Source organism: uncultured Cellulomonas sp., from assembly GCF_963527515.1.
GTDB lineage: Bacteria > Actinomycetota > Actinomycetes > Actinomycetales > Cellulomonadaceae > Cellulomonas.
In genome coordinates, this window is sequence record NZ_CAURTV010000047.1 from 1 (window position 1) to 24,760 (window position 24,760).

Sequence of the window (24,760 nt, forward strand, 5' to 3'; positions counted from 1 at the left end):
CCGCCGACGCTCACGCAGTCGTGCAGCAGGACGCGCCCCTGGGCGGCGACGACGGCGGCGGTCCCGGCGACCCCGAGCGCGGCCACGACCGACAGGCGTGCGACGGCCAGGTGCGGCCCTCGTCGCGCGGTCATGCGGCACAGCGTAGGGCTCGCGGCTGGGGATCAGGGCAGGCGTGGTTCCCGGACCACCTCGACGTCGAACCCGAACGACCGCTTCCAGTCCTGCGCCAGCCTGCCCCCGGCCCGCCGCACGATCCCGTGCAGCCACCACTCGTCGGCGTCGATGCCCGGGAACGCGTGCTCGACCAGCAGCGGCCGGAGCCGGGCGTCGACCGCCTCCACCCGCTGCCGCAGGCGGGCGAGCTCCGGGTAGCCCTGCAGGGACGGGTCGGTGAACGCGGCCTCCAGGGTGGTGCGGGACATGGCCTCGTTGCCGTAGGCGAACTCGTCGCCCCGGTAGCCGCGCTCGCACTCGGCGACGAAGCTCTCCCAGCGCTCGAGCACCGCCGCGGGGGTGTCGTCGCGCCACACGCCGCGAGCGCGCACGACGGCGGTGAACGCGGAGTCGAACGTCGTCACTTGGCTGTCTCGCGCAGGTAGTACTCGACGCCCTCGTCGGGCCTGAAGTACGCCACGATCACGCCCCCGCGGAACACGCCCAGCGACCCGGTGCGACGGTCGTAGCGCACGACGTCGCCGTTGCTGCGCCGCCCGGTGAGCACCTCGGCCTCGGCCTCGAGCGACATGCGTGAGCTCCTCCCCGGGTCGCCGAGCCTTCACCCAAGAGGGTGACGCGGGCGGCACGCCAGAGCGGTCCCGCATCGCGAGACGGCGTCAGGGCAGGACGGGGGTGGGCAGCGGCGCCCAGGTCACGGACGCGCCCGTGAGGATCTGCGCCACGAGCACGGCGGTCACAGCGAGCAGGAGCACGGTGGCGACGAGCGCCCCGGTGCGACCCGGCGCCACGACGGCGAGCACGCGGCGCGCGCCCGTGCGGGTCATCAGGGACAGCGGCCCCCACCAGACCACCGCCGCGCCGACCAGGACGATCGCCCCGACCAGCACCGCCGCGGTCACGCCCTGCGGCTCCTGCCCCGAGCGCGAGTCACCGATCACCCAGCGTCCGTCGCCGATCAGCCACCAGGACACACCGAGCAGGATCACCACGACGCTGGCCCCCACGACGAGCGACGGCACCAGCCCGACCAGCGAGCGCAGCAGGTGCCACGGACCGGTGGCGACCGCCACGGCGCGGTCCGAGCGACGCAGCCCGGCCCGTTCCCGCCGTCCGTGCATGGCCTCGACTGTGGAGCCGACCGTCCGCACGAGGACCACCAGGACCACGAGGACCAGGAGCGCGACGCCCGGGTAGAGCGCTCCGGCCGACCCCAGCAGCGCCGCCGCGGCCAGCAGGGTGCCCCAGCGGCGGCGCGCCGGCGGCCGCTGGTAGCCCGAGCCCTCGGGCTCCGGCTCCTCCGACGCGTCGAGGTCCTCGGTGATCCAGTCGACGCCGTCCGGGTCGTCCCCGTCACCGCCGACGAGCGCGTCGTCCGGGTACGCCGTCGGGTCGAACGCCCGGGTCCGGCCGTCGTTCGCCGCGAGGACGGACACGGCGGCGGCCGCAGCGGGCGCCAGCGCGACCGTAGCGGGCTCGGGGGCCAGCACCGTCGTCCCGGTGACGTCGTCGACCGTGAGCACCGTGGTGTCCGTGTCGTCGGCGACCGGCTCGCCCTCCGCCACCACGAGGGTGAGCGCGGCGACGACGTCGTCGGCGGCGATGCGGTCGGCCGCGGCGGGCGCGAGCGCGCGGCGCAGCGTGGCGGCGGTCAGCGTGCCGAGCCCGTCGAGGTCGACGTCACCCGACCGGGCGCGTGCCAGCACCGCCTCCAGGGGTCGGGTGCCGAACGGGTCCCGGCCGGTCGCGGCGAACACCAGGATCGCCGCCCACCCCCAGAAGTCGGAGGCCTCGTCGGGCTCGTCGCCGTCCAGCAGCTCGGGCGCCAGGTAGCCGGGGGTGCCGAGCACGAGACCCTCGGCGGTCAGCTTGGAGTCGTCGGCGGCCTGCGCGATGCCGAAGTCGATGAGCACCGGGCCGTCGTCGCCGACGATCACGTTCGACGGCTTGAGGTCACGGTGCACCACCCCGGCGCCGTGCACCGCGACGAGCGCGTCACGCAGCCCCTCGGCCAGGTCGAGCAGCTGCTCCGCGTCGAGCGGACCTCGCTCGCGCACGTGCTCCTCGAGGTTGTCGCCGGGCACCAGCTCGGTGACCAGGAACGCCTCGGTGGAGTCGGCCTCGGCGTCCAGGACCGCGGCGACGCCCGGGTGCCGGAGCTTCTGCAGCGCGTGCACCTCGCGGCGCAGCCGGTCACGGGCCACCGCGTCCGACCCGATGTGCGGGTGCAGCAGCTTGAGCGCGACGGCGTCGCCGCCCCCGTCCACCGCGCGGTAGACCGTCCCCATGCCGCCCGAGCCGAGGGGGGCCACGACGGTGTATCCGCCGATCTCCGACCCCGGTGTCAGACCGATCCGCTCCATCCACGCACCGTATCCGGCGCGCCGCGGGGGGTCGCCCGCAACGCGCGGCGCGACCTGCACGGATAGGGTCGGTCGCAGACCCGAGGAGCTGATGCAGTGCCTGTCGACGCGCCCGCGAGCGGCTACGACTTCGTCGTCGTCGCCAACCGACTGCCCGTGGACGTGAGTCTCGGCGAGGACGGCGAACCCACCTGGACCCGGTCACCCGGTGGTCTGGTCACCGCTCTCGCACCCGTGATGGCGGGCACGTCCGGCGCCTGGGTGGGCTGGGGCGGCTCGCCGGACCTGGAGCTCGAGCCGTTCGACGTCGACGGCACCGAGCTCATCCCGGTGGCCCTCAGCGAGGAGGACCTCGAGGGGTTCTACGAGGGGTTCTCCAACGACACCCTGTGGCCGCTGTACCACGACGTCATCGCGTCGCCGGCGTTCCACCGGCCGTGGTGGGAGGCGTACCAGCGGGTCAACAAGCGCTTCGCCGAGGCGGCGGCCGAGCAGGCCGCCCAGGGCGCGACCGTCTGGGTGCACGACTACCAGCTCCAGCTGGTGCCGCGCCTGCTGCGCGAGCTGCGCCCGGACCTGCGGATCGGCTACTTCCACCACATCCCGTTCCCGCCGCTCGAGATCTTCGCGCAGCTGCCCTGGCGCAAGCAGGTGGTCGAGGGGCTGCTCGGCGCCGACCTGGTCGGGTTCCAGCGGGCCGGGGACGCCGCCAACTTCGTCCGCGTGGTCCGGCGCTTCACGGACCTCACCACCCGCGGGCAGATGATCACCCTGCACGAGGCCGACGGGCACGGCGAGCACCGCGGGCAGGGTCGGCACGTGCGGGCGGCCGCGTTCCCGATCTCCATCGACTCGCACGCGTTCGACGAGCTGGCCCGCACCGACGCCGTGCAGGCCCGGGCCACTCAGATCCGCAGCGAGCTGGGCGACCCCGAGTTCCTGCTCCTGGGCGTGGACCGGCTCGACTACACCAAGGGCATCCGGCACCGGATCAAGGCGTACGGCGAGCTGCTGTCCGAGGGCCGGCTGTCCCCGCACAGCACCACGCTGGTCCAGGTGGCCAGCCCGAGCCGGGAGAACGTGGGCGCCTACCAGCAGCTGCGCGACGAGGTCGAGCTGCTGGTCGGCCGCATCAACGGCGACTACGGGCAGGTCGGGCACGCGCCCGTGCAGTACCTGCACCAGTCGTTCCCCATGGAGGAGATGGCCGCGCTCTACCTGGCGGCGGACGTCATGCTGGTCACGGCGCTGCGCGACGGCATGAACCTGGTCGCCAAGGAGTACGTCGCGGCCCGGTCCGACGACCGCGGCGCCCTGGTGCTCTCCGAGTTCACGGGCGCGGCCGACGAGCTGACGGGAGCGGTGCTGGTGAACCCGCACGACATCGACGGGATGAAGGACGCGTTCACCTACGCCGTGCACATGGAGCCGCGCGAGTCCCGCAAGCGGATGCGCCGGCTGCGCAGACGGGTGCTCGGGCACGACGTCGTCGCCTGGTCGGAGGACTTCCTCGCCGCCCTCAACGCCGTCCCCGTGCGAGCCAGCCGTGGCTGACGACCTCCTGGCGGCCCTCGCCGCCGTGGCGCAGGACCCCACCCGTCGCCCCCTGCTGGTCGCGCTCGACTTCGACGGCACGCTCGCACCCCTGCAGGACGACCCGAGCCTGTCGCGCATCCTCCCGGCCGGCGTCGACGTCCTCGCGCGGCTCGCCGGCACCCCGGGGGTCGCCCTCGCGCTCGTGTCCGGCCGTGCCCTGCACGACCTGCACGCGCTGGCCGCGGTCCCGCCCGGGACGTTCCTCATCGGCAGCCACGGCGCGGAGCGTGCCCGGGTGACCACGTTCGGGCTCGACGGGGACGTCGTGCGCCTCACCGACGAGCAGGCCGACCGGCTCGCGTCGCTCGGCGCGGAGGCGGCCCGGATCGCCCGCGGCCGGGACGGCGTCTGGGTGCAGACCAAGCCGACCGCCGTCGTCGTGCACACCCGGCTGGCCGAGAAGGACGTGGCCGGTCCCGCAGAGCAGGAGGCGGTCGCGCTCGGGGAGCGGCTCGGCTCCGGCGTGCTGCGCGGCAAGGACGTGGTCGAGATCTCCGTCCTGCGCGCCAGCAAGGGAGAGGCGCTCGCTGCGCTGCGCGACGAGCTCGCGGCACCCGTCGTCCTGTACGCCGGCGACGACGTCACGGACGAGCACGCGTTCGAGGCGCTCCACGACCAGGACGTGACGGTCAAGGTGGGCACGGGCACGACCTCGGCGCGCTACCGCGTCGAGGACCCGGACGACCTGGTGGCCGCGCTGGCGGTGCTCGCCGACGCCGTCTGAGCCGGGCCTCCCGCCCCTCTGAGCCGGGCGTGCCGCCCAGGCGTAGCGTTCGTCCATGCGCGGCCGGATGCACGAGGTCGAGCTCGTCGAGGCCGACGAGCCCGGGCGCTCCCGGCCGGCCCGCGACGCCCCCGCGGACGTCCGGCTCGACGACGAGCACCCGGTCGACCCGCAGGTCGCCGCCGCCCGCAGCTGGCTGCGCCGCCGGGCCCGGTTGCTGGTCCCCGCGGTCGCCGTGCTCGTCGGGACGCTGGTCGGCGCCCAGGTCCTGCTGGACCAGCGCGAGTCCCGCCGCCTGGCCGAGCTGGCGGCCGTCCCCGGGGTCGTGCGGCCGGTCGACTCGTCCATCGGCGTGCTGTGGCGGGCGGACGCGCAGCTGGCGCCGGCGCTGCGGTCCGGTGCGATGGTCGACGGCGTCCTGGTCGGAGGGATCCAGGACGCGACCGGTGCGCCGGTGCTCGTCGGCCTCGACCCGGACACGGGACGCATCGAGTGGCGCACCCCGGTCGAGGCGGAGCCCGTCCCGGCGGGCGCCGAGCTGTGGATCACCTGCAACGCCCTGACGCACGGGACGTCGCAGGTGGCGGGTTGTGTGGCGCAGGTGTTCGGCGCGAACGTCGAGGGCACGCCGCGCACCGCCGTCTGGGTGCTCGACCCCGCGGAGGGCGAGCTGCTCATGGACCGCCTGGTCGACGGCCGGTCCGGGATGACGTTCACCGACGACGCGATCGTGACCACCGAGCACGTGGCCGACGACGGCGAGCCGGCCCGGTGGAGGGTGACCGCCCAGGACCTCGTCACCGGCGAGACCCGCTGGACGTGGACGACCCCGCCGTCCGCCGTCGCCGACCGCGAGAGCGACCCGGACGTCGTGGACGCCGCCACCTACTCCTCGCTGCAGACCCAGGACGGCCACCTGGTGCTCGGCGTCGACCAGCACGCCTGGGTCCTCACCACGGAGGGCGACCTGCACCTCGACGTCCCGCTCGAGCCCGCCGCGTGGCTCCAGCCCGTGCGGGCCGGGGTGTTCCTCGAGAGCACCTGGACGTCCGCCGACCTCTACCGCGGCTCCCTCCTGCTGCCGGACGGGAGCAGGGTGCCGGTCGACGAGGTCGGCGGCTGGCTCGCCGTGGACGACGGGTCCGCCCCGGACGTCGTCCTCACGGTCGGCGAGGCCCCGCGCGGAGCGGACAGGCTGAGCGGTCGTTCGGCGGCCACCGGGGAGCTGCTGTGGCGCCTGCCCGGGAGCATCGTCACCAGCCTGCTGCTCGACGGCACCGTGTACGTGGCCACGGTCGACGCCCTGGTCGCCGTCGACGCCGTCACCGGTGACGTGCGCTGGCGCACCGAGCTCGAGAACCTGGCCCAGCAGCTGTCCACCGACGGCCGGTACCTGCTGGTCCCCGGCCTCGGCGCGACGCTGCAGGCCTACACCCTGGGCGACGGGCGGCTGGCCTGGAGTGCGGACCTGTCCCAGGAGATCGCCGGGGACGGCTCCGCGACCTCCGTGCAGGGGTTCCAGTCGGGCCCGCACGACCCCCGGCTGTACGTCTGGACGGGTGACGGCGGGGTCGCGGTGCTGGGCTGACGGTGGCTGACGGGTGTGGGCCGCCCACGCCGGTGTGGCATGATGACCGCGGGCCGACGAGGGACTCAGCTCCTCGTCAACCCGTGTCATCGAGGACACTCTTGACACTCTTCACTACGGATCGTCCGGCACGTACCTGCCGGTGAAGGGATTGATCAGCCATGGCAACGGTCACTTTCGACAAGGCCACCCGGGTATACCCCGGCACCGAGCGCCCCGCGGTCGACGCGCTCGACCTGCACATCGAGGACGGCGAGTTCCTCGTCCTCGTCGGCCCCTCCGGTTGTGGTAAGTCCACCTCGCTCCGCATGCTCGCGGGCCTCGAGGACGTCAACGCGGGCCGCATCCTCATCGGCGACCGCGACGTCACCGACGTCCAGCCCAAGGACCGCGACATCGCGATGGTGTTCCAGAACTACGCGCTGTACCCGCACATGACGGTCGCCGACAACATGGGCTTCGCGCTCAAGATCGCCGGCACCCCCAAGGCGGAGATCCGTCAGCGCGTCGAGGAGGCTGCCAAGATCCTCGACCTGTCCCAGTACCTCGACCGCAAGCCGAAGGCCCTCTCGGGTGGCCAGCGTCAGCGCGTCGCCATGGGCCGTGCCATCGTGCGCTCGCCGCAGGTGTTCCTCATGGACGAGCCGCTGTCGAACCTCGACGCCAAGCTCCGCGTCCAGACCCGTACGCAGATCGCGTCGCTGCAGCGTCGTCTCGGTGTCACCACCGTCTACGTCACGCACGACCAGACCGAGGCCCTGACCATGGGTGACCGCATCGCGGTCCTCAAGGACGGCCTCCTGCAGCAGGTCGGCACCCCGCGCGACATGTACGACACCCCGGCCAACGTGTTCGTCGCCGGCTTCATCGGCTCGCCTGCCATGAACATCGGCACGTTCCCGGTGCTCGACGGCAACGCCAACGTGGGCCGCGCCCGCGTCGCCGTGCCGCGTGCCGCGATCAGCCAGTTCACCGAGGACGACAAGAACCACGTCACGGTCGGCTTCCGTCCCGAGTCGCTCGACGTCGTGCCCGAGGGCACGCCGGACAGCATCCCGGTCGAGGTCAACATCGTCGAGGAGCTCGGCTCCGACGCGTTCGTGTACGGCGCGCTCACCAACGAGTTCGGCCGCGCGGACCAGGTGCACTCCGGTGCCGGCGACGCCCAGGTCATCGTGCGCGTCGACCCGCGCCAGGTGCCCGCCAAGGGCGACACGATCCACATCCGCATCCGCGAGAACGAGCAGCACCTGTTCCACGCGGGCTCGGGCGAGCGGATCGCCATCTGACCCCAGCACGTCCTGACAGGGCGGTCCCGGCTCCGGCCGGGGCCGCCCTGTCTCGTTCGCCGACGCCGTCCTGTCCCCGTTCTCTGAGATGATCGAGCCCATGAGCCCGACGCCGCAGCGCCTGCAGATCACCGCGGCCTCGCCCGACCCCGCCCTCCTCGACCTGCCGTGGGACGTCCCCCTGGAGGAGTGGCCGGCCGAGACGCTCGCCGCCCTGCCCCGCGGCATCTCCCGGCACATCGTGCGGTTCGCCAAGATGTCCGGCGGCGTGATCGCGGTCAAGGAGATCGGCGAGACGGTGGCCTACCGCGAGTACGAGCTGCTGCGCCAGCTCAAGCGGCTCGACGTGCCCAGCGTGGACCCGGTCGGCGTCATCACGGGACGCCGGGACCCCGACGGCGAGCCCCTCGAGGCCGTGCTCATCACCAAGCACCTGCAGTTCTCCCTGCCGTACCGCGCCCTGTTCAGCCAGTCGCTGCGTCCCGACACCGCCACCCGGCTCATCGACGCGCTCGCCGTCCTCCTGGTCCGGCTGCACCTGGTCGGCTTCTACTGGGGCGACGTGTCGCTGTCCAACACCCTGTTCCGCCGGGACGCCGAGACGTTCGCCGCGTACCTGGTCGATGCCGAGACGGGCGACCTGCACGACCGGCTCACCGACGGCCAGCGCGGGTACGACCTCGAGGTCGCCCGGGTGAACATCATCGGCGAGCTCATGGACCTGCAGGCGGGCGAGTTCCTCGAGGAGGACGTCGACGCCGTCGCCATCGGGGACGCCCTGGCCGAGCGGTACGGCGAGCTGTGGCGCGCGCTCACCGAGTCCGAGTCGTTCACGTTCGGGGACCGCTGGCGCGTGCAGGCCCGGATCGACCGGCTGAACGACCTGGGCTTCGACGTCGGCGAGCTGGACATCACCACCGACGTCGACGGCACGAGCGTGCGGATCCAGCCCAAGGTCGTCGACGCCGGGCACCACTCCCACCGGCTCATGCGGCTCACCGGCCTCGACGTGCAGGAGAACCAGGCCCGCCGCCTGCTCAACGACCTCGACGAGTTCCGTGCCGCGACCGACCGGCAGCGCGACGACGAGTCGTTCGTCGCGCACGACTGGCTGACCGAGATCTTCGAGCCGGCCGTCCGCGCCGTCCCCCGAGACCTGCGCGGCAAGCTGGAGCCGGCGCAGATCTACCACGAGCTGCTCGACCACCGCTGGTACCTGTCCGAGCAGCAGGGCAGCGACGTGACCATGAAGCGCGCCGCGAAGAGCTACGTGAAGAACATCCTGCCCACGCGCCCCGACGAGCAGGCGATCCTCGGCGTGCAGGCAGGGGAGATCCCGGACACCGACATGATCCCGCGGGTGGACGAGGACGACGACCTGATCATCGGCTAGACCGCGCGCTGGCGGGCCACCTCGAACAGGGCGATGCCTGCGGCGACCCCGGCGTTGAGGGACTCGACGGCCGACGCGATCGGGATGGACGCGATGGCGTCGCACTGCTCGCGGACCAGCCGCGACAGGCCCTTGCCCTCCGAGCCGACGACGAGCACCAGCGGGTCGTTGGCGTAGGGCAGGTCGGTGATCGCGACGTCGCCTCCGCCGTCCAGGCCGACGACGAACACGCCCGCCGACTTCAGGCCCTGCAGGGTGCGCACCAGGTTGGTCACCCGGGCGACCGGCACGCGCGCCGCGGCACCGGCGGACACCTTCCACGCCGACGCGGTCACGCCGGCCGCGCGCCGCTCGGGCACCAGCACGCCGTGCGCGCCGAACGCGCCCGCGGACCGGAGCACCGCACCGAGGTTGCGCGGGTCGGTCACCCCGTCGAGCGCGACGATCAGGGCCGGACGGTCCGACTCCGCGGCGGCGTCGAGCAGGTCGTCGTCGTCCGCGTACGCGTACGGCGGCACCTGGATGGCGACCCCCTGGTGGACCGAGCCGTCCGTGAGGCGGTCGAGCTCGGCGCGGCTGACCTCGAGGAGCGGGTAGTTCGAGTTGCCCGCCGCGCTGATGATCTCCCGCGTGCGGTCGTCCCCCTCGAGGCGGGACGCGATGTAGACCGTGGACACCGGGATGCCCGCACGCAGCGCCTCGACCACGGAGTTGCGACCGGACACGATCTCGTGGGTCGAGCTCTTGCGCCCGCCCTTGGCACCACCGGCGCTCCGACTCGCCCCGGCGGCCTGGCGGCCGGAGGTCCCGCGGGTGCCCGCGACCGCGCGACGCTCGGCGGCGATCTTCGCCTTGTGCGCGGGGTGGTACTCGCGGTCCTCGGCCTTGGGCGTCGGCCCCCTGCCCTCCAGGGACCGGCGGTTCTTGCCGCCCGTGCCCGCGCTGGCGACCTTCTTGGAGCTGCCCTTGCGGACGGCTCCCCGGCGCTCGGAGTTTCCAGCCATGTTCAGTTCTCCATTCGGTGGTCGAGCTGCACCCTGAGGGCTCAGCTCTCCTCTGCTGTGTCGGAGCGCGCGGCAAGTGACCAGCGCGCTCCGGAAGGCGAGTCCTCGACCACGATCCCGGCCGCCGCGAGGCGGTCCCGGATGGCGTCGGACGTGGCGAAGTCGCGGGCGGCGCGGGCCTGCGCCCGTGCGTCGAGCTCGGCGGCCACGACAGCCTCGAGCGCCCGCGCGTACCGGGCGTCTCCGCCCTGGGCGCGCCACTGGCTGCCGCCCGGGTCGAGGCCCAGCACGTCGAGCATCGCGCGGAGCACGACCATCGCGTCGCGCGCCTCGGACAGGTCGCCCCGAGCGAGCGCGGAGTTGCCCACGCGCAGGTGCTCGTGGACGACCGCGAGCGCGGCCGGCACGTTCAGGTCGTCGTCCATCGCCGCCACGAAGTCGTCCGGCAGGGCGACCGCGGCCACCTCGGCGTCGTCGGCCACGCCGACCTTCTCGGCGGCGCGCTCGACGAAGCCGGCCAGCCGGTCCCACGTGGCCTCGGCCTCGCGCAGGGTGTCGTCGGTCCACTCGAGCATCGAGCTGTACTGCACCGCGGTCATCGCGTACCGCAGCACCGCGGCCCGCTCCTTGGCCAGGACCACCGCGACCAGCAGCCCGTTGCCGAGCGACTTGCTCATCTTGGTGCCGCCCTGCGTGACCCAGCCGTTGTGCAGCCAGTACCGCGCGAACCCGTACCCGGCCGCACGCGACTGGGCCTGCTCGTTCTCGTGGTGCGGGAAGCGCAGGTCGAGCCCCCCGCCGTGGATGTCGAAGGTCTCGCCCAGGTACCGCTGCGCCATCGCGGAGCACTCCAGGTGCCAGCCCGGACGGCCGCGACCGAACGGGGTGTCCCAGGAGGCCGACTCCGGCTCGCCCGGCTTGGCGGCCTTCCAGAGCGCGAAGTCGCGCGGGTCCCGCTTGGCGGAGTCGTCCACGGTGCCGTCCGGCGCCGGGACCATGTCGTCGACCCGCTGGTTGGTCAGCGCGCCGTACTCCGGGTAGGAGCGGACGTCGAACCACACGTCACCGGCGCCGGTCGTGTAAGCGTGACCCGTCTCGACCAGGCGGTCCATCAGCTCGATCATGGCCGGGACGTGGCCGGTCGCGCGCGGCTCATAGCTGGGCGGCAGCACCCCGAGGGCGTCGTACGCCGCGGTGAACGCGCGCTCGTTCGTGGCGGCCCACGCCCACCACGGCTCACCGGCGTCGGCGGCCTTGGCGAGGATCTTGTCGTCGATGTCGGTCACGTTGCGCACCATCGTCACGCGGTGGCCCGTGCGGCGCAGCCAGCGCACCAGCACGTCGAACGCGATGCCCGAGCGGAGGTGCCCGATGTGCGGCGGCGCCTGCACCGTGGCCCCGCACAGGTAGATGCCCACCTCGTCCGGCACGAGCGGGACGAAGTCACGCACCGTCCGGGTCGCGGTGTCGAAGAGGCGCAGGGTCACCGGTCAAGGCTACCGGCGCACAACCCCACCCCTGTCACCCCCCACGCACGACGTCCGAGCAAGCGGGCGCCAGAGCAGCCACTTCCTCGGACGTTCTGGGAGGGGACGAGTGGGTCAGCCGAAGGTGTGGTGCTCGCCGCGGTAGGTGGGGACCGTGGTCTCGATCGTGCTGCCGCGGACCAGGTGGACCTGGTCGAAGCGCTCCATGACCTCCCCCGACTTCGCGTGCCGGAACCACACCCGGTCCCCGACGCGCAGGTCGGCGCCACCGGCCAGCCGCAGCGGGGTCTGGACCTCACCGGCGCCCTCCCGGCTGGTGAGCGCCAGCCCGGACGGCCAGACCGGCCGGGGCTGGCGCGAGGCGGTGGCGGGACCGGACGCGATGTAGCCGCCGCCGAACACGGTGGCGAAGCCCGGGCCGGGGACGCGGACCACGTCGAGCCCGAAGAAGGCGGCGGGCCGCGGGGTGAACGAGCGGTAGGCGTCGAAGAGGGTCGGCACGAACAGACCGGACCCGGCGGTGACCTCGGTGACCACCGCGTCCGCGGCGCTGGACGCCACAGAGCCGGAGCCGCCGGAGTTGACCAGGGACAGCTCGTGGCCGACCGCCTGCTGCACGGCGTCGACCACCGCGGCCCTGCGCACGGCCAGGTCCCGGATGGACAGCCGCTTGACCGCCCGGACGGCCGGGGAGGAGTCGGGCAGCCCGGCCACCTGCGCCTCGTAGAACATGACACCGACCACGTCGACGCCGTCGCGCCCCGCGACGGCCGCCGCCAGCGTGCCGGCGTCGGCCGCGGAGTGCACCGGGGAGCGCCTGACGCCGAGGTGCGCGACCACCGGCCCCACGCGCAGCCGGAGGGAGGCGTCGACGTCCAGGCACAGGCGCAGGGTGGTGCCGTGCGCGGCCGCGGCGCGGGCGGCCAGCTCCACCTGCGCCAGGTCGTCCACCATGAGCGTCACGGCGGTGGCGGCCACCGGGTCGGCCGCGAGGGCGTCCAGGGCGCCGGTGTCCACGCTGGGGTAGCCCACCAGCACGTCCTCGATCCCCTGCGCGACCAACCACAGCGCCTCGCGCACCGAGTACCCCATGACGCCGGCGAACCCGGGCGTCGCGAGGACCCGCTCGAGCACGTGCCGGACGCGTACCGACTTGCTGGCCACGCGCACGGGGGTGCCGCCCGCCCGGCGCACCAGGTCACGGGCGTTGGCGTCCAGGGCGTCCAGGTCCACGACGGCCAGAGGCCCGGCCAGGCCGCGCGTCGCCTCGTCGAGGCGGTCACCGAGCGTGCGTGTCACGCACCGGCTCCCGCGTCGGCGGTGGCTGCGGCGCCGGTCCGGCGGCTGATCCCGAAGCGTCCTGCCAGGACCGCGACGGCCACCACCAGCACGATCGGGACCAGGAACCCGTACGTGAGGGAGGACGTGCTGCCGATGGCTCCGACGAGCACCCCGCCCAGGACCGCGCCGACGTAGTTGAAGACGTTCAGCCGCGCGACGACCGCGTCGGCGTGCCCGGGGGCCAGCGCTCCGGCGGCGGAGAAGCACAGGGGCGCGATGACGCCGAGCCCGGCGCCGGCGAGCGCGAAGCCGGCGAGCGCGGGCCACGGCGCCTGCGCGAGGACGACGAGGACCAGACCGGCCGCGCCGACCAGCGCCGCGAGCCGCAGGACGGTCACGCGGCCCCACCGGCGGACCAGCGGGTCGCCTGCCAGCCGGGAGGCGAGCGTCGTCGCGAGGTAGGCCGCATAGCCCAGCGGGGCGAACGACGCCGCCGCCAGCAGCACGTCGCCGAGGTAGATCGTGCTCCACGTGGAGATGGCGGTGTCCGCGACGTAGTACGCCACGACGCCGAGCCCGAGCAGCGTCACGGCACCCCACGGCACCAGGCCGGCCCCGGCGGCGCCCGCCGGGACGGCCAGCGACTCGTCCGGCCGCGCCACACCGTCGGCGTGCACGACCTGCGCGGTGCCGCGCCAGGCCGACCGGATCACCAGCACGGCCGCGAGGGCCGCGACCAGGGTGCCGGACAGCAGAGCGACCGCGACGGGCTCGGTGGGCGTGCGTCCGGTGGTGACCGCCACGAGCACGGCACCGACGATGCCGCCGGCGGACCAGGACGCGTAGAACCCGGTGAGCAGGGACCGGCCGTACTCGCGCTGGATGGCCACCGCCTGCATGTTGGTGCCGGCGTCGACCAGGCCGAGCCCCACGCCGTACAGGCCGAACCCGGCGGCGACGACGGCGAACGTGGGGGCGACGGCTACCGCCACCACGGCGGCGGCCACGACCACGAGCCCCGAGCCGAGGACGACGCGGCTGCCGCCGGCGGTGCGGGCCACCCGGTCGGCGACCAGGGTGCCGAGCGCCGCCATGACGCAGACGCCGAGGACGACGAGGGTGATCTGCCCGTCGTCGATCCCGTACCGGTCCTTGAACCCCTCGAGGCTGGTGAGCAGGGTCGCGTAGACGAACCCCTGCGCGCCGAACCCTGCGGAGGCCGCGACGCGTGCGACGCGGGCCGTCGACGACGGAGCGGTCACGCGGAGGCCACGGCGGCGCCGTCGGGCTCCAGCGCGGCCGGCACGGCGATCGTGGCGAGGTACCGGCCGAAGTTCTGCAGCCCCCAGCGGGCCGCCTCGCCGTCACCGTCCACGAGCCAGGCGAGCGAGAACCCGTCGATGACGGCGACCACGGTGCGCGCCAGGTCGCCGCGGGGCAGGGACCAGCCGACGTGCGCGGTGCGCTCGACGAGGTCGAGCACCTGCTCGGCGGCCGCCCACTGCCCGCGGTACTGCTCGATGGCGACCTGGTTGAGCTCCGCGTGGCGCAGCGAGGACGTCGTCAGCTCGTAGCTGAGCAGCTGCGGACCGCGCGAGTCGCGGATGCCGGCCCAGAGCGCGTCGATGACGCCCTCGATCACCGTCTGCGGATCACCGGAGTCCGGCGGGAGCTCGCCGAGGCTGCGCTCGAGGTTGGCCGACGTGATCGCGTGCGCCATCGCGCGCAGCAGCTCGTCCTTGTCCTGGAAGCAGTAGTGCACGACCCCCAGGGAGACACCCGCCTCCGCGGCGACGGCGCGCACGGTGGCGGCGTCGATGCCGTCCCGGCTCGCGACGGCGAGCGCGGCCTCGATCAGCTGCTCGCGCCTCTCGGCCACAGGCAACCGGTTCATGACAGGGTCCCCTCCCTCTAGCGACGGCTCCACCGGCCGACGACCATCCGGTGGACGAGGCCGACGCCTCCCCCACCAGACAGTTCAATAGCAGTAGTCACGATAGTCAAGGCTTTGGGCACTTGACTTGGACGTACGCCCAGGTGAAACCTTCGACATTATGGGACGACTCGCGGCCACGGGCACGTGGCAGAACTGGGCGCGCACCGCCAGCGCGTCGCCGCGACGGGTCCTGCACCCCCGTGACCTGGGGGAACTTGTCTCCGGGGTGCGTGACGGCGCCTCCGAAGGCCTGCGCGTCCGTCCCGTGGGCGGCGGTCACTCCTTCACCCCCGTCGCAGTCACGGACGGTGTCCACATCCGGCTCGACGCGCTGGACGCGTTCGAGCGTGTCGCGCCCCAGGACCACGGCACGACGCACGTCACGGTCGGCGCCGGCATCCGCCTGGGAGCCCTGAACGCCGGCCTGGCCGAGCGCGGACTGGCCATGCGCAACCTCGGGGACATCGACAAGCAGTCGGTCGCCGGCGCGATCTCGACGGGCACGCACGGCACCGGCGCACGGCTGGGCGGTCTGGCCACGCAGGTGGTCGGCGCCCGGCTGGTGACGGCCGACGGCGCGGTTCTCGAGACGTCCGCCACGCAGCGGCCCGGCCTGTTCGAGCTCGCCCGCCTGGGGATGGGCAGCGTCGGCGTGCTCGCCGCGGTGACGCTCGAGGTCGTGCCGGCGTTCCGCCTGGAGGCCCGGGAGGAGCCGTGGCCTCTGGAGGACGTCCTGGCCCAGCTGGACGGGCCGGACGGGCTGGTCGACGGCAACGACCACTTCGAGTTCTACTGGTTCCCGCACACCCGCCGCGCCCTGACCAAGCGGAACAACCGCGTGCCCGACGACGACGTCCGGCCGCTGCACCCGGTGCGCGGGTGGGTGGACGACGAGCTGCTCTCCAACGCGGTGTTCGCGCTCACCAACCAGGTGGCGACCGCTGCGCCGCGGGCCACCGCCGCCCTCAACGGGTTGGCTGCCCGCGCCCTCGGCTCCCGCCGGTACACCGCCCCGTCCGCGCAGGTGTTCGTCTCGCGGCGGCGGGTGCGGTTCCGCGAGATGGAGTACGCCGTGCCGCGCGACCGGCTGGTGGAGGTGCTGCGGGAGATCGACGCATGGATCGAGTCGACCGGCGAGCACGTGCCGTTCCCGGTCGAGGTCCGGTTCGCGGCGGCCGACGACCTGTGGCTGTCCACCGCCTACCGTCGCGAGACGGCCTACGTCGCCGTGCACCAGTACCTGCGGCTGCCGTACGCGCGGTACTTCCAGGCGGTGGAGCGGATCGCCGCGCAGGTGGGCGGACGGCCGCACTGGGGCAAGATGCACTGGCTGGAGGCCGAGCGGCTGGAGGCGCTGTACCCGCGGTTCGCCGACGCCCAGCGCGTGCGTGCCGACGCCGACCCCGCGGGCGTCTTCAGCAACCCGTACCTCGACCGGCTGCTCGGCACTGCCCGGCCCCCGAGCGTCCGCGCGGCCTAGCGTCGCGCGATGGTCGAGCCCCGGATCACCAGGCGCCCGGGCACGTACTCGGTTCCCGCCCCGAGCTCGACGCCGTCCAGGGCGGCGAACACCCGCTGCGCCGCGGTGCGCCCCAGCTGCTGCAGGTTGGCGTCGATGCTGGTCAGCTCCGGGCGGGCGTTGGTGGTCAGCACCTCCCAGTTGTCGAAGCCCATCACCGCGAGGTCGTCGGGCACGGACCGGCCCAGGTCGCGGGCGGCGTCGAGCGCGCCACGGGCGATCTGGTCGGAGCCGCACAGGAGGGCGTCGATCTCGGGATGCCGGCTGAGCAGCATCGCGCCGGCGTCGCGACCCCACCGCTCGGACCACTCGCTGTACAGGACCTCGCCCACCAGCTCCAGACCCGCCGCGTGCAGGCCCGCGCGGACGCCGTCGGCACGGTCGCGGGCGGCGGCGTAGGCGTGCTCGCCGGTGATGTGCGCGATCCGCGTGCGTCCGCACGCGAGCAGGTGCTCGACCGCGAGGCGGCCGGCCCTCACGTTGTCCGGCGTGATGGACAGGTCCGAGGGGTCGTCGGAGGGCGCGTAGGCGTAGACGACCGGCACCGGGATGTCGTGGCCGAGCGACGGGCGCGGGTCGGTCTGGCGGCCGACGACGATCAGGCCGTCCACCCGCCGGCTGAGCAGCGCGCGCAGGTGGTACTGCTCGCGGATGGCGTCGCCGCGCGCGTCGCAGAGGAACACGTTGACCTGGCCGGCCCCGAAAGCGTCCTCGGCGCCCATGAGGACCGGGATGACGAACCGGCCCTCCAGGTCGCTGGTGAGCAGGCCCACCGTGCCGGTCCGCCCGGCCAGCAGCCCGCGCGCGAGCGGGTTCGGGCTGAACGCGAGCCGCTCGGCGGCCTCGACCACGCGCTGCCGGGTGGTGTCCTTGACCTGGTCGCGGCCGTTGAGGGCCTTCGACGCCGTCGCGACGGAGACGCCCGCCAGCCGGGCCACGTCCGAGAGCGTGACCGCACGGGAAGGCTCCGGGCGTGCCACGGACCCACCTCCTCGAGCGGTGCGGAACCGGGGTGCGCCGGTCGTGATCGAACTGTAACCGCCGCCCACCGTTGACGCGCCACCGCCGCGGCACTACTTTCAGAAAACCTTTTCGGTGCGTTTCGGCCTCGCGTCGGTCCAGCCGCTGTGTGCTCGTCCTGCACGTCCCGGGCTCGGGACGCGTCGTGAGCCCAGGGCCGGCCTCGCCTGGAGGGACGCGCACCGACAAAGGGTTTCGCCCCAGGAACCCCGGGGTGCCGACGACGGCACCCGCTCGACGACGAGCACGAGGAGACGCCCATGAGGATCACCCGCACCCGGTCGGCAGGCACGCGCCTGGCCGCCGGGATCGTGACGGCCGGCCTGCTGGCCGGCGGCCTGGCGGCGTGCAGCAGCGCTGACGACGGCGGGGATCCCGGCGCCGCCGTGACCGCCGGACCCGACGGCACGGACGACGGCACGACGCTCACGCTCTGGACCCGCGCACCCCTGGAGAAGCAGGCCAAGCTGCTGGTCGCCGCCTACAACGACACCCACGAGAACCAGGTCGAGCTGACCGTCGTGCCCAACGACGACTACGTCGCGAAGGTCGGCGCCGCGGCCGGCTCGGACGGCCTGCCCGACCTGTTCGCCGCCGACATCGTCTACGTGCCCAACTGGGTCCAGCAGGGCCTGTTCCAGGACCTCACCACGCAGATCGACGGCCTGGAGTTCAAGGACGAGATCAACAAGGGCCACCTCTCGGCGGGGACCGCCGACGGCAAGGAGCACGTGCTCCCGTTCGTCCTCGACCTGTCGATGCTGTTCTGGAACAAGGACCTGTTCGCCGAGGCGGGGCTCGACCCGGAGAAGGCGCCGGCCAACCTCACCGAGTACGCGGAGGCCGCCAAGGCGGTGCAGGCGCTGAACAAGCCCGACACGTACGGCACGGCCACCGGCCTCAACTGCGGCGGGTGCCTGGTGTTCACCTGGTTCCCCTCGATCTGGGCCGACGGCGAGCAGGTCATGAGCGAGGACGGCACCGAGTCGCTGCTGGCCAGCGACACCGCGAAGTCCGTGTACTCGACCTGGAAGGACCTGTGGGACTCCGGCGCGGTGCTCCCCTCGTCGCAGGACGAGGCCGGTCCGACGTGGACCGCGGGGTTCACCGAGGGCAAGGTCGGCCTGATGTTCTACCCGGCGACGCTGCTGTCGTCGACCACGGGCTTCGACGTCGGGGTCGCCGGCATCCCCGGCCCCGAGGGCGGCGCCTCCACGTTCGTCGGCGGGGACGGCATCGGCGTCTCCAAGGACTCGCAGAACGCAGCCCAGGCCTGGAACTTCCTGTCCTGGATGATGTCCGAGGACGCGCAGGTCGAGGTGCTGGCCAAGAACAACGACGTCGTCTCGCGCGGCGACCTGGCGGACAACGAGTACGCCGCCAAGGACCCCCGCCTGGTGACGATCAACGAGGTGGCCGGCCAGGGGGACACCCCCGTCGCGCTGAACTTCCAGCAGGCGTTCAACGCGCCGAGCAGCCCGTGGCTCACCCTCGTGCGCGGCGCAGTCCTCGGTGACGGCGCGAACGTCGACGCGGACAACGACGAGATCACCGCGGTGCTCGGGCAGTAGCCGCCCCCGGTGGGGTGCCGCAGGGCACAGCGGCACCCCACCACCCGCCCGAGACGCTCGCACGAGAGGCACCTGATGACCGCCCCGACGGCCACCTCCCCACCCCTGCGCAGGCCCCGCAACGGCCACCGCCTGCGCGGCTGGGCGTACGCGTCCCCGACCGCCCTGTTCGTCCTCGTCCTGTTCGTGGTGCCCCTGGCGCTGGTCTTCCGGATGAGCGCCTCGGAGTGGCCCCTGCTGTCGGGCGACCAGGGGATCAACTTCCCCGACAACTACGTGAAGGCGGTCAGCAACCGGTTCTTCGTCGACTCCGTGGTGTTCACGCTGAAGTACACGGCGCTGGCCACGATCCTGCTCATCGCCCTGGGTCTCGGCCTGGCGATGCTGGTCCAGGAGTCGACACGCTGGAAGGGGCTGCTGCGCACCTCGTTCCTGGTGCCCAGCGCACTGGGGCTGGCGTCCGCGTCGCTGCTGTTCTACGTCCTGTACTCGCCGCTGGCCGGGCCGCTCGCGCCGTTCATGGAGCGCATGGGCTGGAGCTTCCTCGGGTCGCCCGACGCCGCGCTGGGATCGACCCTGTTCCTCATCGTCTGGCGCTACGCGGGGTTCTACATGCTCCTCATGCTCGTCGGCCTGCAGTCCATCCCGGGCGACATCTACGAGGCGGCGCGCATGGACGGCGCCAGCCGGTGGCACACGTTCAGCAAGATCACGATCCCGCTGCTGCGGCCCACCCTGGCGCTGACCACGATCCTGTGCGTCACCGGCTCGCTGCTGGCGTTCGAGCAGTTCTACATCCTCACCAAGGGCGGCCCGGACAACAGCACGATCACCGTGGTCCAGCTCATCTACTCGGTGGCGTTCCAGGGGCAGAACGACCTGGGGGTCGCGGCCGCGATCTCGGTGCTGGTGCTCGCCGCCCTGGTGGTCATCAACGTGGTCCAGCTGCGGGCGTTCCGCGGCTCGGACGAGAGCTGAGGGGCCGACGATGACCATCGCCACCGCCACGCACCGGCCCACCGAGGCCGAGCTCCGGCCCACCCGCCGGTCCGCGCCACCGACCACCGTCGCCGGCCTGGCCCTGCGGACACCGTTCTGGGTCTTCTCCGGCGCACTGGCCGTGATCTTCCTGTTCCCGCTGGCGTGGACGGCGGTCGCGTCGGTGTCCCCGAAGCCGGGGACCGGTCAGGTCGACGGCTGGGGCTTCGGCAACTACGTCACCCTCGGCGGCTACCAGGCCGGCATCGGCACGTACCTGGCTAACTCGGTGATCGTCTCCGGGCTGTGCGTGATCCTCACCCTGCTCATCTCGACGCTCGGCGGGTACGCGTTCGCGCGGTTCCGGTTCCCCGGCCGCAACGCGCTGTTCATGCTCACGCTGGCCATCCTCATGGTCCCGTACGCCACCCTGCTGATCCCGCTGTACGTGCTGCTCAACACCGTCGGGCTGCAGAACTCCCTGGTGGGCGTCGCGCTGGTGCTCACCATGTTCCAGCTGCCGTTCTCCACGTTCATGATGCGGATCTCGTTCGAGTCGATCCCCCGCGAGCTGGACGAGGCCGCGATGGTGGACGGCTGCTCGTCGTTCTCCGCGCTGTGGCGGGTGCTCCTGCCCGCGGTCAAGCCCGGCCTGATCACCGTGGGGCTGTTCGCGTTCCTGGCGGCCTGGAACGACTTCTTCGCGCCCCTGATCCTCATCAACGACTCGAACAAGCTGACGCTCCCGCTGGCCGTGGCCAACCTGCGCGTCCAGGTGCAGGGCGTCATCGACTACGGCGCCACGGAGGCCGGCGTCGTGGTCCTGGCGCTGCCGTGCATCGTGCTCTTCCTCCTGCTCCAACGACACTACGTGCGCGGCTTCATGTCGGGTGCGCTCAAGGGATGACGATGACCACCACGACCACCTCCCCCGCCACCCCCGTCGCCCCCTCGCACGGAGTCCTGCGCCCGCTCGGGCTCGGGGAGGTGCAGATCACGGGCGGCTTCTGGGCCGAGCGGCAGGCCGTCAACGGCTCCGCGAGCCTGGCGCACATCGAGCACTGGATGGAGCGCGAGGGCTGGATCGGCAACTTCGACCGCGCCACCGACGGGACCGTGGCCGAGCACCGCGCGGGCCGCGAGTTCTCCGACTCCGAGGTCTACAAGCTGCTCGAGGCCATGGCCTGGGAGATCGGCCGCACCGGCGACGCCGCCCTCGACGACCGCTTCCGGGCTCTCGTCGGGCGCATCGCGGTGGCGCAGGAGCGCGACGGGTACCTCAACACGATGTTCGGCCGAGCCGGCCAGCGCCCCCGGTACAGCGACCTGGAGTGGGGCCACGAGCTGTACTGCTACGGCCACCTGTTCCAGGCCGCGGTGGCCCGGGCGCGCACCCGTCCCGACGCCGACGACGGCCTGCTGGCCCTCGCCCGCCGCGCCGCCGACCACGTGGTCGAGACGTTCGGACCGGACGGCGTCGCGTCCGTGTGCGGGCACCCGGAGATCGAGCCGGCGCTCGCGGAGCTGGGCCGGGTCACCGGCGACCGGCGGTACGTCGACCAGGCCACCCTGTTCGTCGAGCGCCGCGGCACCGGGACGCTCGCGGACATCGAGCTGGGCCGCGCGTACTACCAGGACGACGTCCCGGTGCGGGAGGCGACGGTCCTGCGTGGGCACGCCGTGCGGGCCAACTACCTGGCTGCGGGAGCCGTCGACGTGGCGGTCGAGACGCAGGACGCGGGCCTGCTCGCGGCCCTGACCGGGCAGTGGGAGACCACGGTCGCCCGCCGCACCTACGTCACCGGCGGCCAGGGGTCCCAGCACGAGGGCGAGGCGTTCAGCGACGACTTCGTCCTGCCCCCGGACCGCGCGTACTCCGAGACGTGCGCCGGCGTCGGCTCGGTCATGTTCTCGTGGCGCCTGCTGCTGGCGCAGGGGCTGCCCCGGTACGCCGACCTGATGGAACGCACCCTGTACAACGTGGTCGCCACCTCCCCGTCGCACGACGGCACCGCGTACTACTACACGAACACGCTGCACCAGCGCGTGCCCGGCACGGTCCCGCCGACGGACGTCGCGAGCCCCCGGGCGTCGTCGTCCCTGCGCGCCCCGTGGTTCGCCGTGTCCTGCTGCCCGCCCAACGTCGCCCGCACGCTGGCCAGCCTCGCGGCCTACGTGGCGACGACCGACGACGACGGCCTCCAGCTCCACCAGTACGCGCCGACCCGCCTCCGCACGGCGCTGCCCGACGGCCGCCGCGTGGAGCTCGACGTGGAGACCGCCTACCCGCGGGACGGCGTCGTGCGCGTGACCGTGGCCGGCACCGAGGACCGGCCCTGGACCCTCACCCTGCGGGTGCCCGCCTGGGCCGAGGGTGCCGAGCTGCGGACCCCCGACGGCACGCAGGCGGCACCCCCCGGCACGGTCGCGGTGACCCGCCGGTTCGCCGAGGGAGACGTCGTCGAGCTCCACCTGCCCGTGGCGCCGCGGGTGTCCGCCGCCGACCCCCGCATCGACGCGGTGCGCGGGTGCGTCGTCGTGGAACGCGGCCCGGAGGTGCTGTGCCTGGAGTCCGTCGACCTGGGCGGCGACGTCTCCGCCGTGCGGCTCGACCTGGGCCCGGGCGTGCGGGAGGCGGACGGCCGGGTGCTCGCCACCGTGGCGACCACGCGGCCCGCCGACCAGCCCTGGCCGTACGGACCGACCTCTGAGGAGGCGACGACGAGGACCGCCGAGGTCCCGCTGGTCCCGTACCACGACTGGGCCAACCGCGGCCCGTCGACGATGCGGGTGTGGCTGCCGGTGGCGTGACCTCCGCCGGAGGGGTGATCCCACCCCTCGGGACGGTGCTGCTCTGGCCCTGGGACGGTGGGCAGGTGCAGAGTGTGCCGGTGGCACTCACCAGCAGGGCTGTCGTCGCGACCGCGTACGGCGGGCCGGAGGTCCTCCGGCTCGTCGACCTCCCGCCGGGCGACCCCGGTCCGGGCCAGGTGCTGGTCGAGGTCCGCGCCGCGGGCGTCAACCCGACGGACTGGAAGGGCTACGCGGGCGCCTACGGCACCGACCCCGCGAACCTGCCCATGCGGCTGGGCTACGAGGTGTCCGGCGTGGTCAGCGCCGTGGGTCCCTCGGTGCGCTGGCTGTCCCCCGGCGACGAGATCATCGCCTGGCGGGTGCGCGGCGGCTACGCGGACCGGATCGTCGTGTCCGAGCAGGTCACCGTCCGCCGACCCGCCGCGCTCGACTGGCCGGCCGCGTCCGGGCTGCTGCTGGCGGGCACGACGGCCGTGCACACGCTCAGCGCTACCGGCACCCACGACGGCGACGTCGTGCTGGTGCACGGCGGTTCCGGTGGCGTCGGCCGCATGGTGGTCCAGCTGGCGGTGCTGCGCGGCGCGCAGGTGATCGCCACCGCGTCGCCCGTGCACCACGACGACCTGCGGGACCTCGGCGCGACGCCCGTCGCGTACGGCGAGGGGCTGCTCGAACGGATCCACGAGGCAGTTCGGCACACCGGTCCGGTGACGGTCGCCGTGGACGCGGTCGGCACGGACGAGGCTCTGGACACGTCGGTCGCGATCGTGGCGGACCGCGAGCGCATCGCGACGATCGCGGGGTTCGGCCGGGCCGGGGAGCTGGGCATCAAGGCGCTCGGCGGGGGTCGCGGCGCGGACCCCGGCACCGCCGTGCGCGAGGCCGCGCGCGCGCAGCTGGCGGAGCTGGCCGCCGACGGCTCCCTGGACGTCCGGGTGGCGCGGACCTATCCCCTCTCCGACGTGGCCCAGGCGCACCGCGACGGCCAGGAGGGGCACTCCGCCGGCAAGCTGGTGCTCATTCCGTAGGGCCGGCCGGGCGGCTCAGCCGGGGCAACGGCGGGGGCGGCTCGGTGATCTCGCGCCGGTGCTGCTCGTCCAGGCCGTGCAGGCCGGCACTGGCCGCCTCGAGGATCTCGAGCGAGACGCGGGACCTGGTCCGGACGGTCTGCACCCCGTTCTCGCGCTTGGGCAGCTGCGAGTGTGCAAGCGCTCCCACGACGGGGAGCCGCTCGGTCTGGGTGTCTGACGACTGTGTCACGCCGGGGACGGTACCGGCAGATCAGGACCGGACGCCACCCCAGATTTCGGACATGCCCCTGACCAGCGGTTCAGGCGGAGCCGATGTCCGCCGCCAGGGAGCGCAGCTGGTCCAAGACCCGACGGACGACCAGGCGCTCGGCGCGGTCGCGGCGCAGCAGCGCGTCGATCCGCCGGCCCGCGCGGACCCCCGCCAGCGGCACCAGCCGCACGTGCTCCCCGCCGCCGAACGTGTAGCGGGGCAGCAGCGAGACCCCGTGGCCGGCCTCGACCAGCGCCTCGACCACGTGGAAGTCGTTCACGCGGTGCACGATCCGGGGCGCCGCACCGGACCGGGCGCCGACCGCGCCGAGCACAGCGGCGACCGGGAAGCCCTCCCGCACCGCGATCCACGGCAGGTCGCGCAGGTCCTCCGGGCGGACCTCCGCCCGCTCGGCGAGGGGATGGTCGAGCGGGACCGCCACGTCGAGCGGCTCGCGCAGCAGCGGCACCACCCGCACCCCGCGGCCGGCGGCCCAGCCGCTGCCCTCGTCGGGCCGGTGCGCCACGACGACGTCCATCCGGTCCGTGAGGGCGACGAAGTCGTCCTGCGCCACGTCCTCGTCCGTGCACTCCAGCGTGATGCCCTCGAGGGCGGCCACGCGCGTGAGCAGCGCCGGCAGCAGCAGCTGGGCGCCGCTCTGGAACGCGGACACGCGCACCAGTCCCTGCGGCCGCGCCAGGAACGCGTCGCACGCCGCGCGCGCCCGCTCCAGCGACAC

The 24,760-nt window shown here is 73.6% G+C and carries 22 protein-coding genes; 11 read left to right on the forward strand and 11 right to left on the reverse strand.

Annotated elements, in window-relative coordinates:
- Window positions 1–164: 164 nt before the first annotated feature.
- From RYN42_RS11910 to RYN42_RS11920, 3 genes are all read right to left on the reverse strand, one after another.
- Window positions 165–581, reverse strand: a complete 417-nt coding sequence (locus RYN42_RS11910; RefSeq protein WP_315096370.1) for a hypothetical protein — start codon at window positions 579–581, stop codon at window positions 165–167.
- A complete protein-coding gene (locus RYN42_RS11915) occupies window positions 578–748 on the reverse strand; it encodes a hypothetical protein (RefSeq protein ID WP_315096372.1) in 171 nt (56 codons plus the stop codon). Before RYN42_RS11915 ends, RYN42_RS11910 begins: the two co-directional genes overlap by 4 nt.
- Window positions 749–836: 88 nt before the next feature.
- Complete coding sequence (locus tag RYN42_RS11920) at window positions 837–2,540, reverse strand: serine/threonine-protein kinase (protein ID WP_315096374.1); 1,704 nt, start codon at window positions 2,538–2,540, stop codon at window positions 837–839.
- Between the two features lie 96 nt (window positions 2,541–2,636).
- On the opposite strand from RYN42_RS11920, the gene RYN42_RS11925 reads away from it, so the two are divergent.
- From RYN42_RS11925 to RYN42_RS11945, 5 genes are all read left to right on the forward strand, one after another.
- Window positions 2,637–4,094, forward strand: a complete 1,458-nt coding sequence (locus RYN42_RS11925) for a trehalose-6-phosphate synthase (RefSeq protein WP_315096376.1) — start codon at window positions 2,637–2,639, stop codon at window positions 4,092–4,094.
- Window positions 4,087–4,860, forward strand: coding sequence for a trehalose-phosphatase (gene otsB / locus RYN42_RS11930; RefSeq protein ID WP_315096377.1), 774 nt, complete (start codon window positions 4,087–4,089; stop codon window positions 4,858–4,860). The genes RYN42_RS11925 and otsB overlap by 8 nt, the downstream gene beginning before the upstream one ends.
- A 55-nt stretch (window positions 4,861–4,915) precedes the next feature.
- A complete protein-coding gene (locus tag RYN42_RS11935) occupies window positions 4,916–6,448 on the forward strand; it encodes a PQQ-binding-like beta-propeller repeat protein (protein WP_315096379.1) in 1,533 nt (510 codons plus the stop codon).
- A 161-nt stretch (window positions 6,449–6,609) separates the two neighbouring features.
- A complete protein-coding gene (locus RYN42_RS11940) occupies window positions 6,610–7,737 on the forward strand; it encodes a sn-glycerol-3-phosphate ABC transporter ATP-binding protein UgpC (protein WP_315096381.1) in 1,128 nt (375 codons plus the stop codon).
- 100 nt (window positions 7,738–7,837) lie between these two features.
- Entirely contained in the window at window positions 7,838–9,130 is a 1,293-nt protein-coding gene (locus tag RYN42_RS11945) for a DUF4032 domain-containing protein (RefSeq protein ID WP_315096383.1), read from the forward strand.
- Here the strand turns inward: RYN42_RS11945 and rlmB are convergent.
- The 5 genes from rlmB to RYN42_RS11970 form a co-directional block, all read right to left on the reverse strand.
- A complete protein-coding gene (rlmB, locus tag RYN42_RS11950) occupies window positions 9,127–10,134 on the reverse strand; it encodes a 23S rRNA (guanosine(2251)-2'-O)-methyltransferase RlmB (protein WP_315096384.1) in 1,008 nt (335 codons plus the stop codon). The genes RYN42_RS11945 and rlmB overlap by 4 nt on opposite strands.
- A gap of 41 nt (window positions 10,135–10,175) precedes the next feature.
- Entirely contained in the window at window positions 10,176–11,621 is a 1,446-nt protein-coding gene (gene cysS / locus RYN42_RS11955; RefSeq protein WP_315096386.1) for a cysteine--tRNA ligase, read from the reverse strand.
- A 114-nt stretch (window positions 11,622–11,735) separates the two neighbouring features.
- Window positions 11,736–12,920, reverse strand: coding sequence for an alanine racemase (locus RYN42_RS11960; RefSeq protein WP_315096389.1), 1,185 nt, complete (start codon window positions 12,918–12,920; stop codon window positions 11,736–11,738).
- Window positions 12,917–14,164 (reverse strand): MFS transporter, encoded by a 1,248-nt coding sequence (locus tag RYN42_RS11965; protein ID WP_315096391.1) that lies wholly within the window; start codon window positions 14,162–14,164, stop codon window positions 12,917–12,919. The genes RYN42_RS11960 and RYN42_RS11965 overlap by 4 nt, the downstream gene beginning before the upstream one ends.
- Window positions 14,161–14,796, reverse strand: coding sequence for a TetR family transcriptional regulator (locus RYN42_RS11970; protein WP_315096392.1), 636 nt, complete (start codon window positions 14,794–14,796; stop codon window positions 14,161–14,163). Before RYN42_RS11970 ends, RYN42_RS11965 begins: the two co-directional genes overlap by 4 nt.
- A 160-nt stretch (window positions 14,797–14,956) precedes the next feature.
- Between RYN42_RS11970 and RYN42_RS11975 the strand changes: the two genes are divergently transcribed.
- Entirely contained in the window at window positions 14,957–16,318 is a 1,362-nt protein-coding gene (locus RYN42_RS11975; protein ID WP_315096395.1) for a D-arabinono-1,4-lactone oxidase, read from the forward strand.
- Here RYN42_RS11975 and RYN42_RS11980 read toward each other — a convergent pair.
- Complete coding sequence (locus RYN42_RS11980; RefSeq protein WP_315096397.1) at window positions 16,315–17,337, reverse strand: LacI family DNA-binding transcriptional regulator; 1,023 nt, start codon at window positions 17,335–17,337, stop codon at window positions 16,315–16,317. The genes RYN42_RS11975 and RYN42_RS11980 overlap by 4 nt on opposite strands.
- Before the next feature lie 300 nt (window positions 17,338–17,637).
- On the opposite strand from RYN42_RS11980, the gene RYN42_RS11985 reads away from it, so the two are divergent.
- From RYN42_RS11985 to RYN42_RS12005, 5 genes are all read left to right on the forward strand, one after another.
- On the forward strand, window positions 17,638–18,948 hold the full coding sequence (locus RYN42_RS11985; RefSeq protein WP_315096399.1) for a sugar ABC transporter substrate-binding protein: 1,311 nt from the start codon (window positions 17,638–17,640) through the stop codon (window positions 18,946–18,948).
- A gap of 75 nt (window positions 18,949–19,023) precedes the next feature.
- Complete coding sequence (locus RYN42_RS11990) at window positions 19,024–19,926, forward strand: sugar ABC transporter permease (RefSeq protein ID WP_315096401.1); 903 nt, start codon at window positions 19,024–19,026, stop codon at window positions 19,924–19,926.
- Between the two features lie 10 nt (window positions 19,927–19,936).
- A complete protein-coding gene (locus RYN42_RS11995) occupies window positions 19,937–20,833 on the forward strand; it encodes a carbohydrate ABC transporter permease (protein WP_315096404.1) in 897 nt (298 codons plus the stop codon).
- Window positions 20,830–22,737: a beta-L-arabinofuranosidase domain-containing protein gene (locus RYN42_RS12000; RefSeq protein ID WP_315096405.1), complete on the forward strand. Its 1,908-nt coding sequence runs from the start codon at window positions 20,830–20,832 to the stop codon at window positions 22,735–22,737. Before RYN42_RS11995 ends, RYN42_RS12000 begins: the two co-directional genes overlap by 4 nt.
- A gap of 80 nt (window positions 22,738–22,817) precedes the next feature.
- Window positions 22,818–23,768, forward strand: coding sequence for an NADP-dependent oxidoreductase (locus RYN42_RS12005; protein WP_315096407.1), 951 nt, complete (start codon window positions 22,818–22,820; stop codon window positions 23,766–23,768).
- On the opposite strand, the gene RYN42_RS12010 is transcribed toward RYN42_RS12005, so the two are convergent.
- Window positions 23,758–24,000, reverse strand: coding sequence for a hypothetical protein (locus RYN42_RS12010; protein ID WP_315096409.1), 243 nt, complete (start codon window positions 23,998–24,000; stop codon window positions 23,758–23,760). The genes RYN42_RS12005 and RYN42_RS12010 overlap by 11 nt on opposite strands.
- 70 nt (window positions 24,001–24,070) lie before the next feature.
- Window positions 24,071–24,760 (reverse strand): LysR substrate-binding domain-containing protein (locus RYN42_RS12015; protein ID WP_315096410.1); only part of this gene is annotated, 690 nt, incomplete at its 5' end.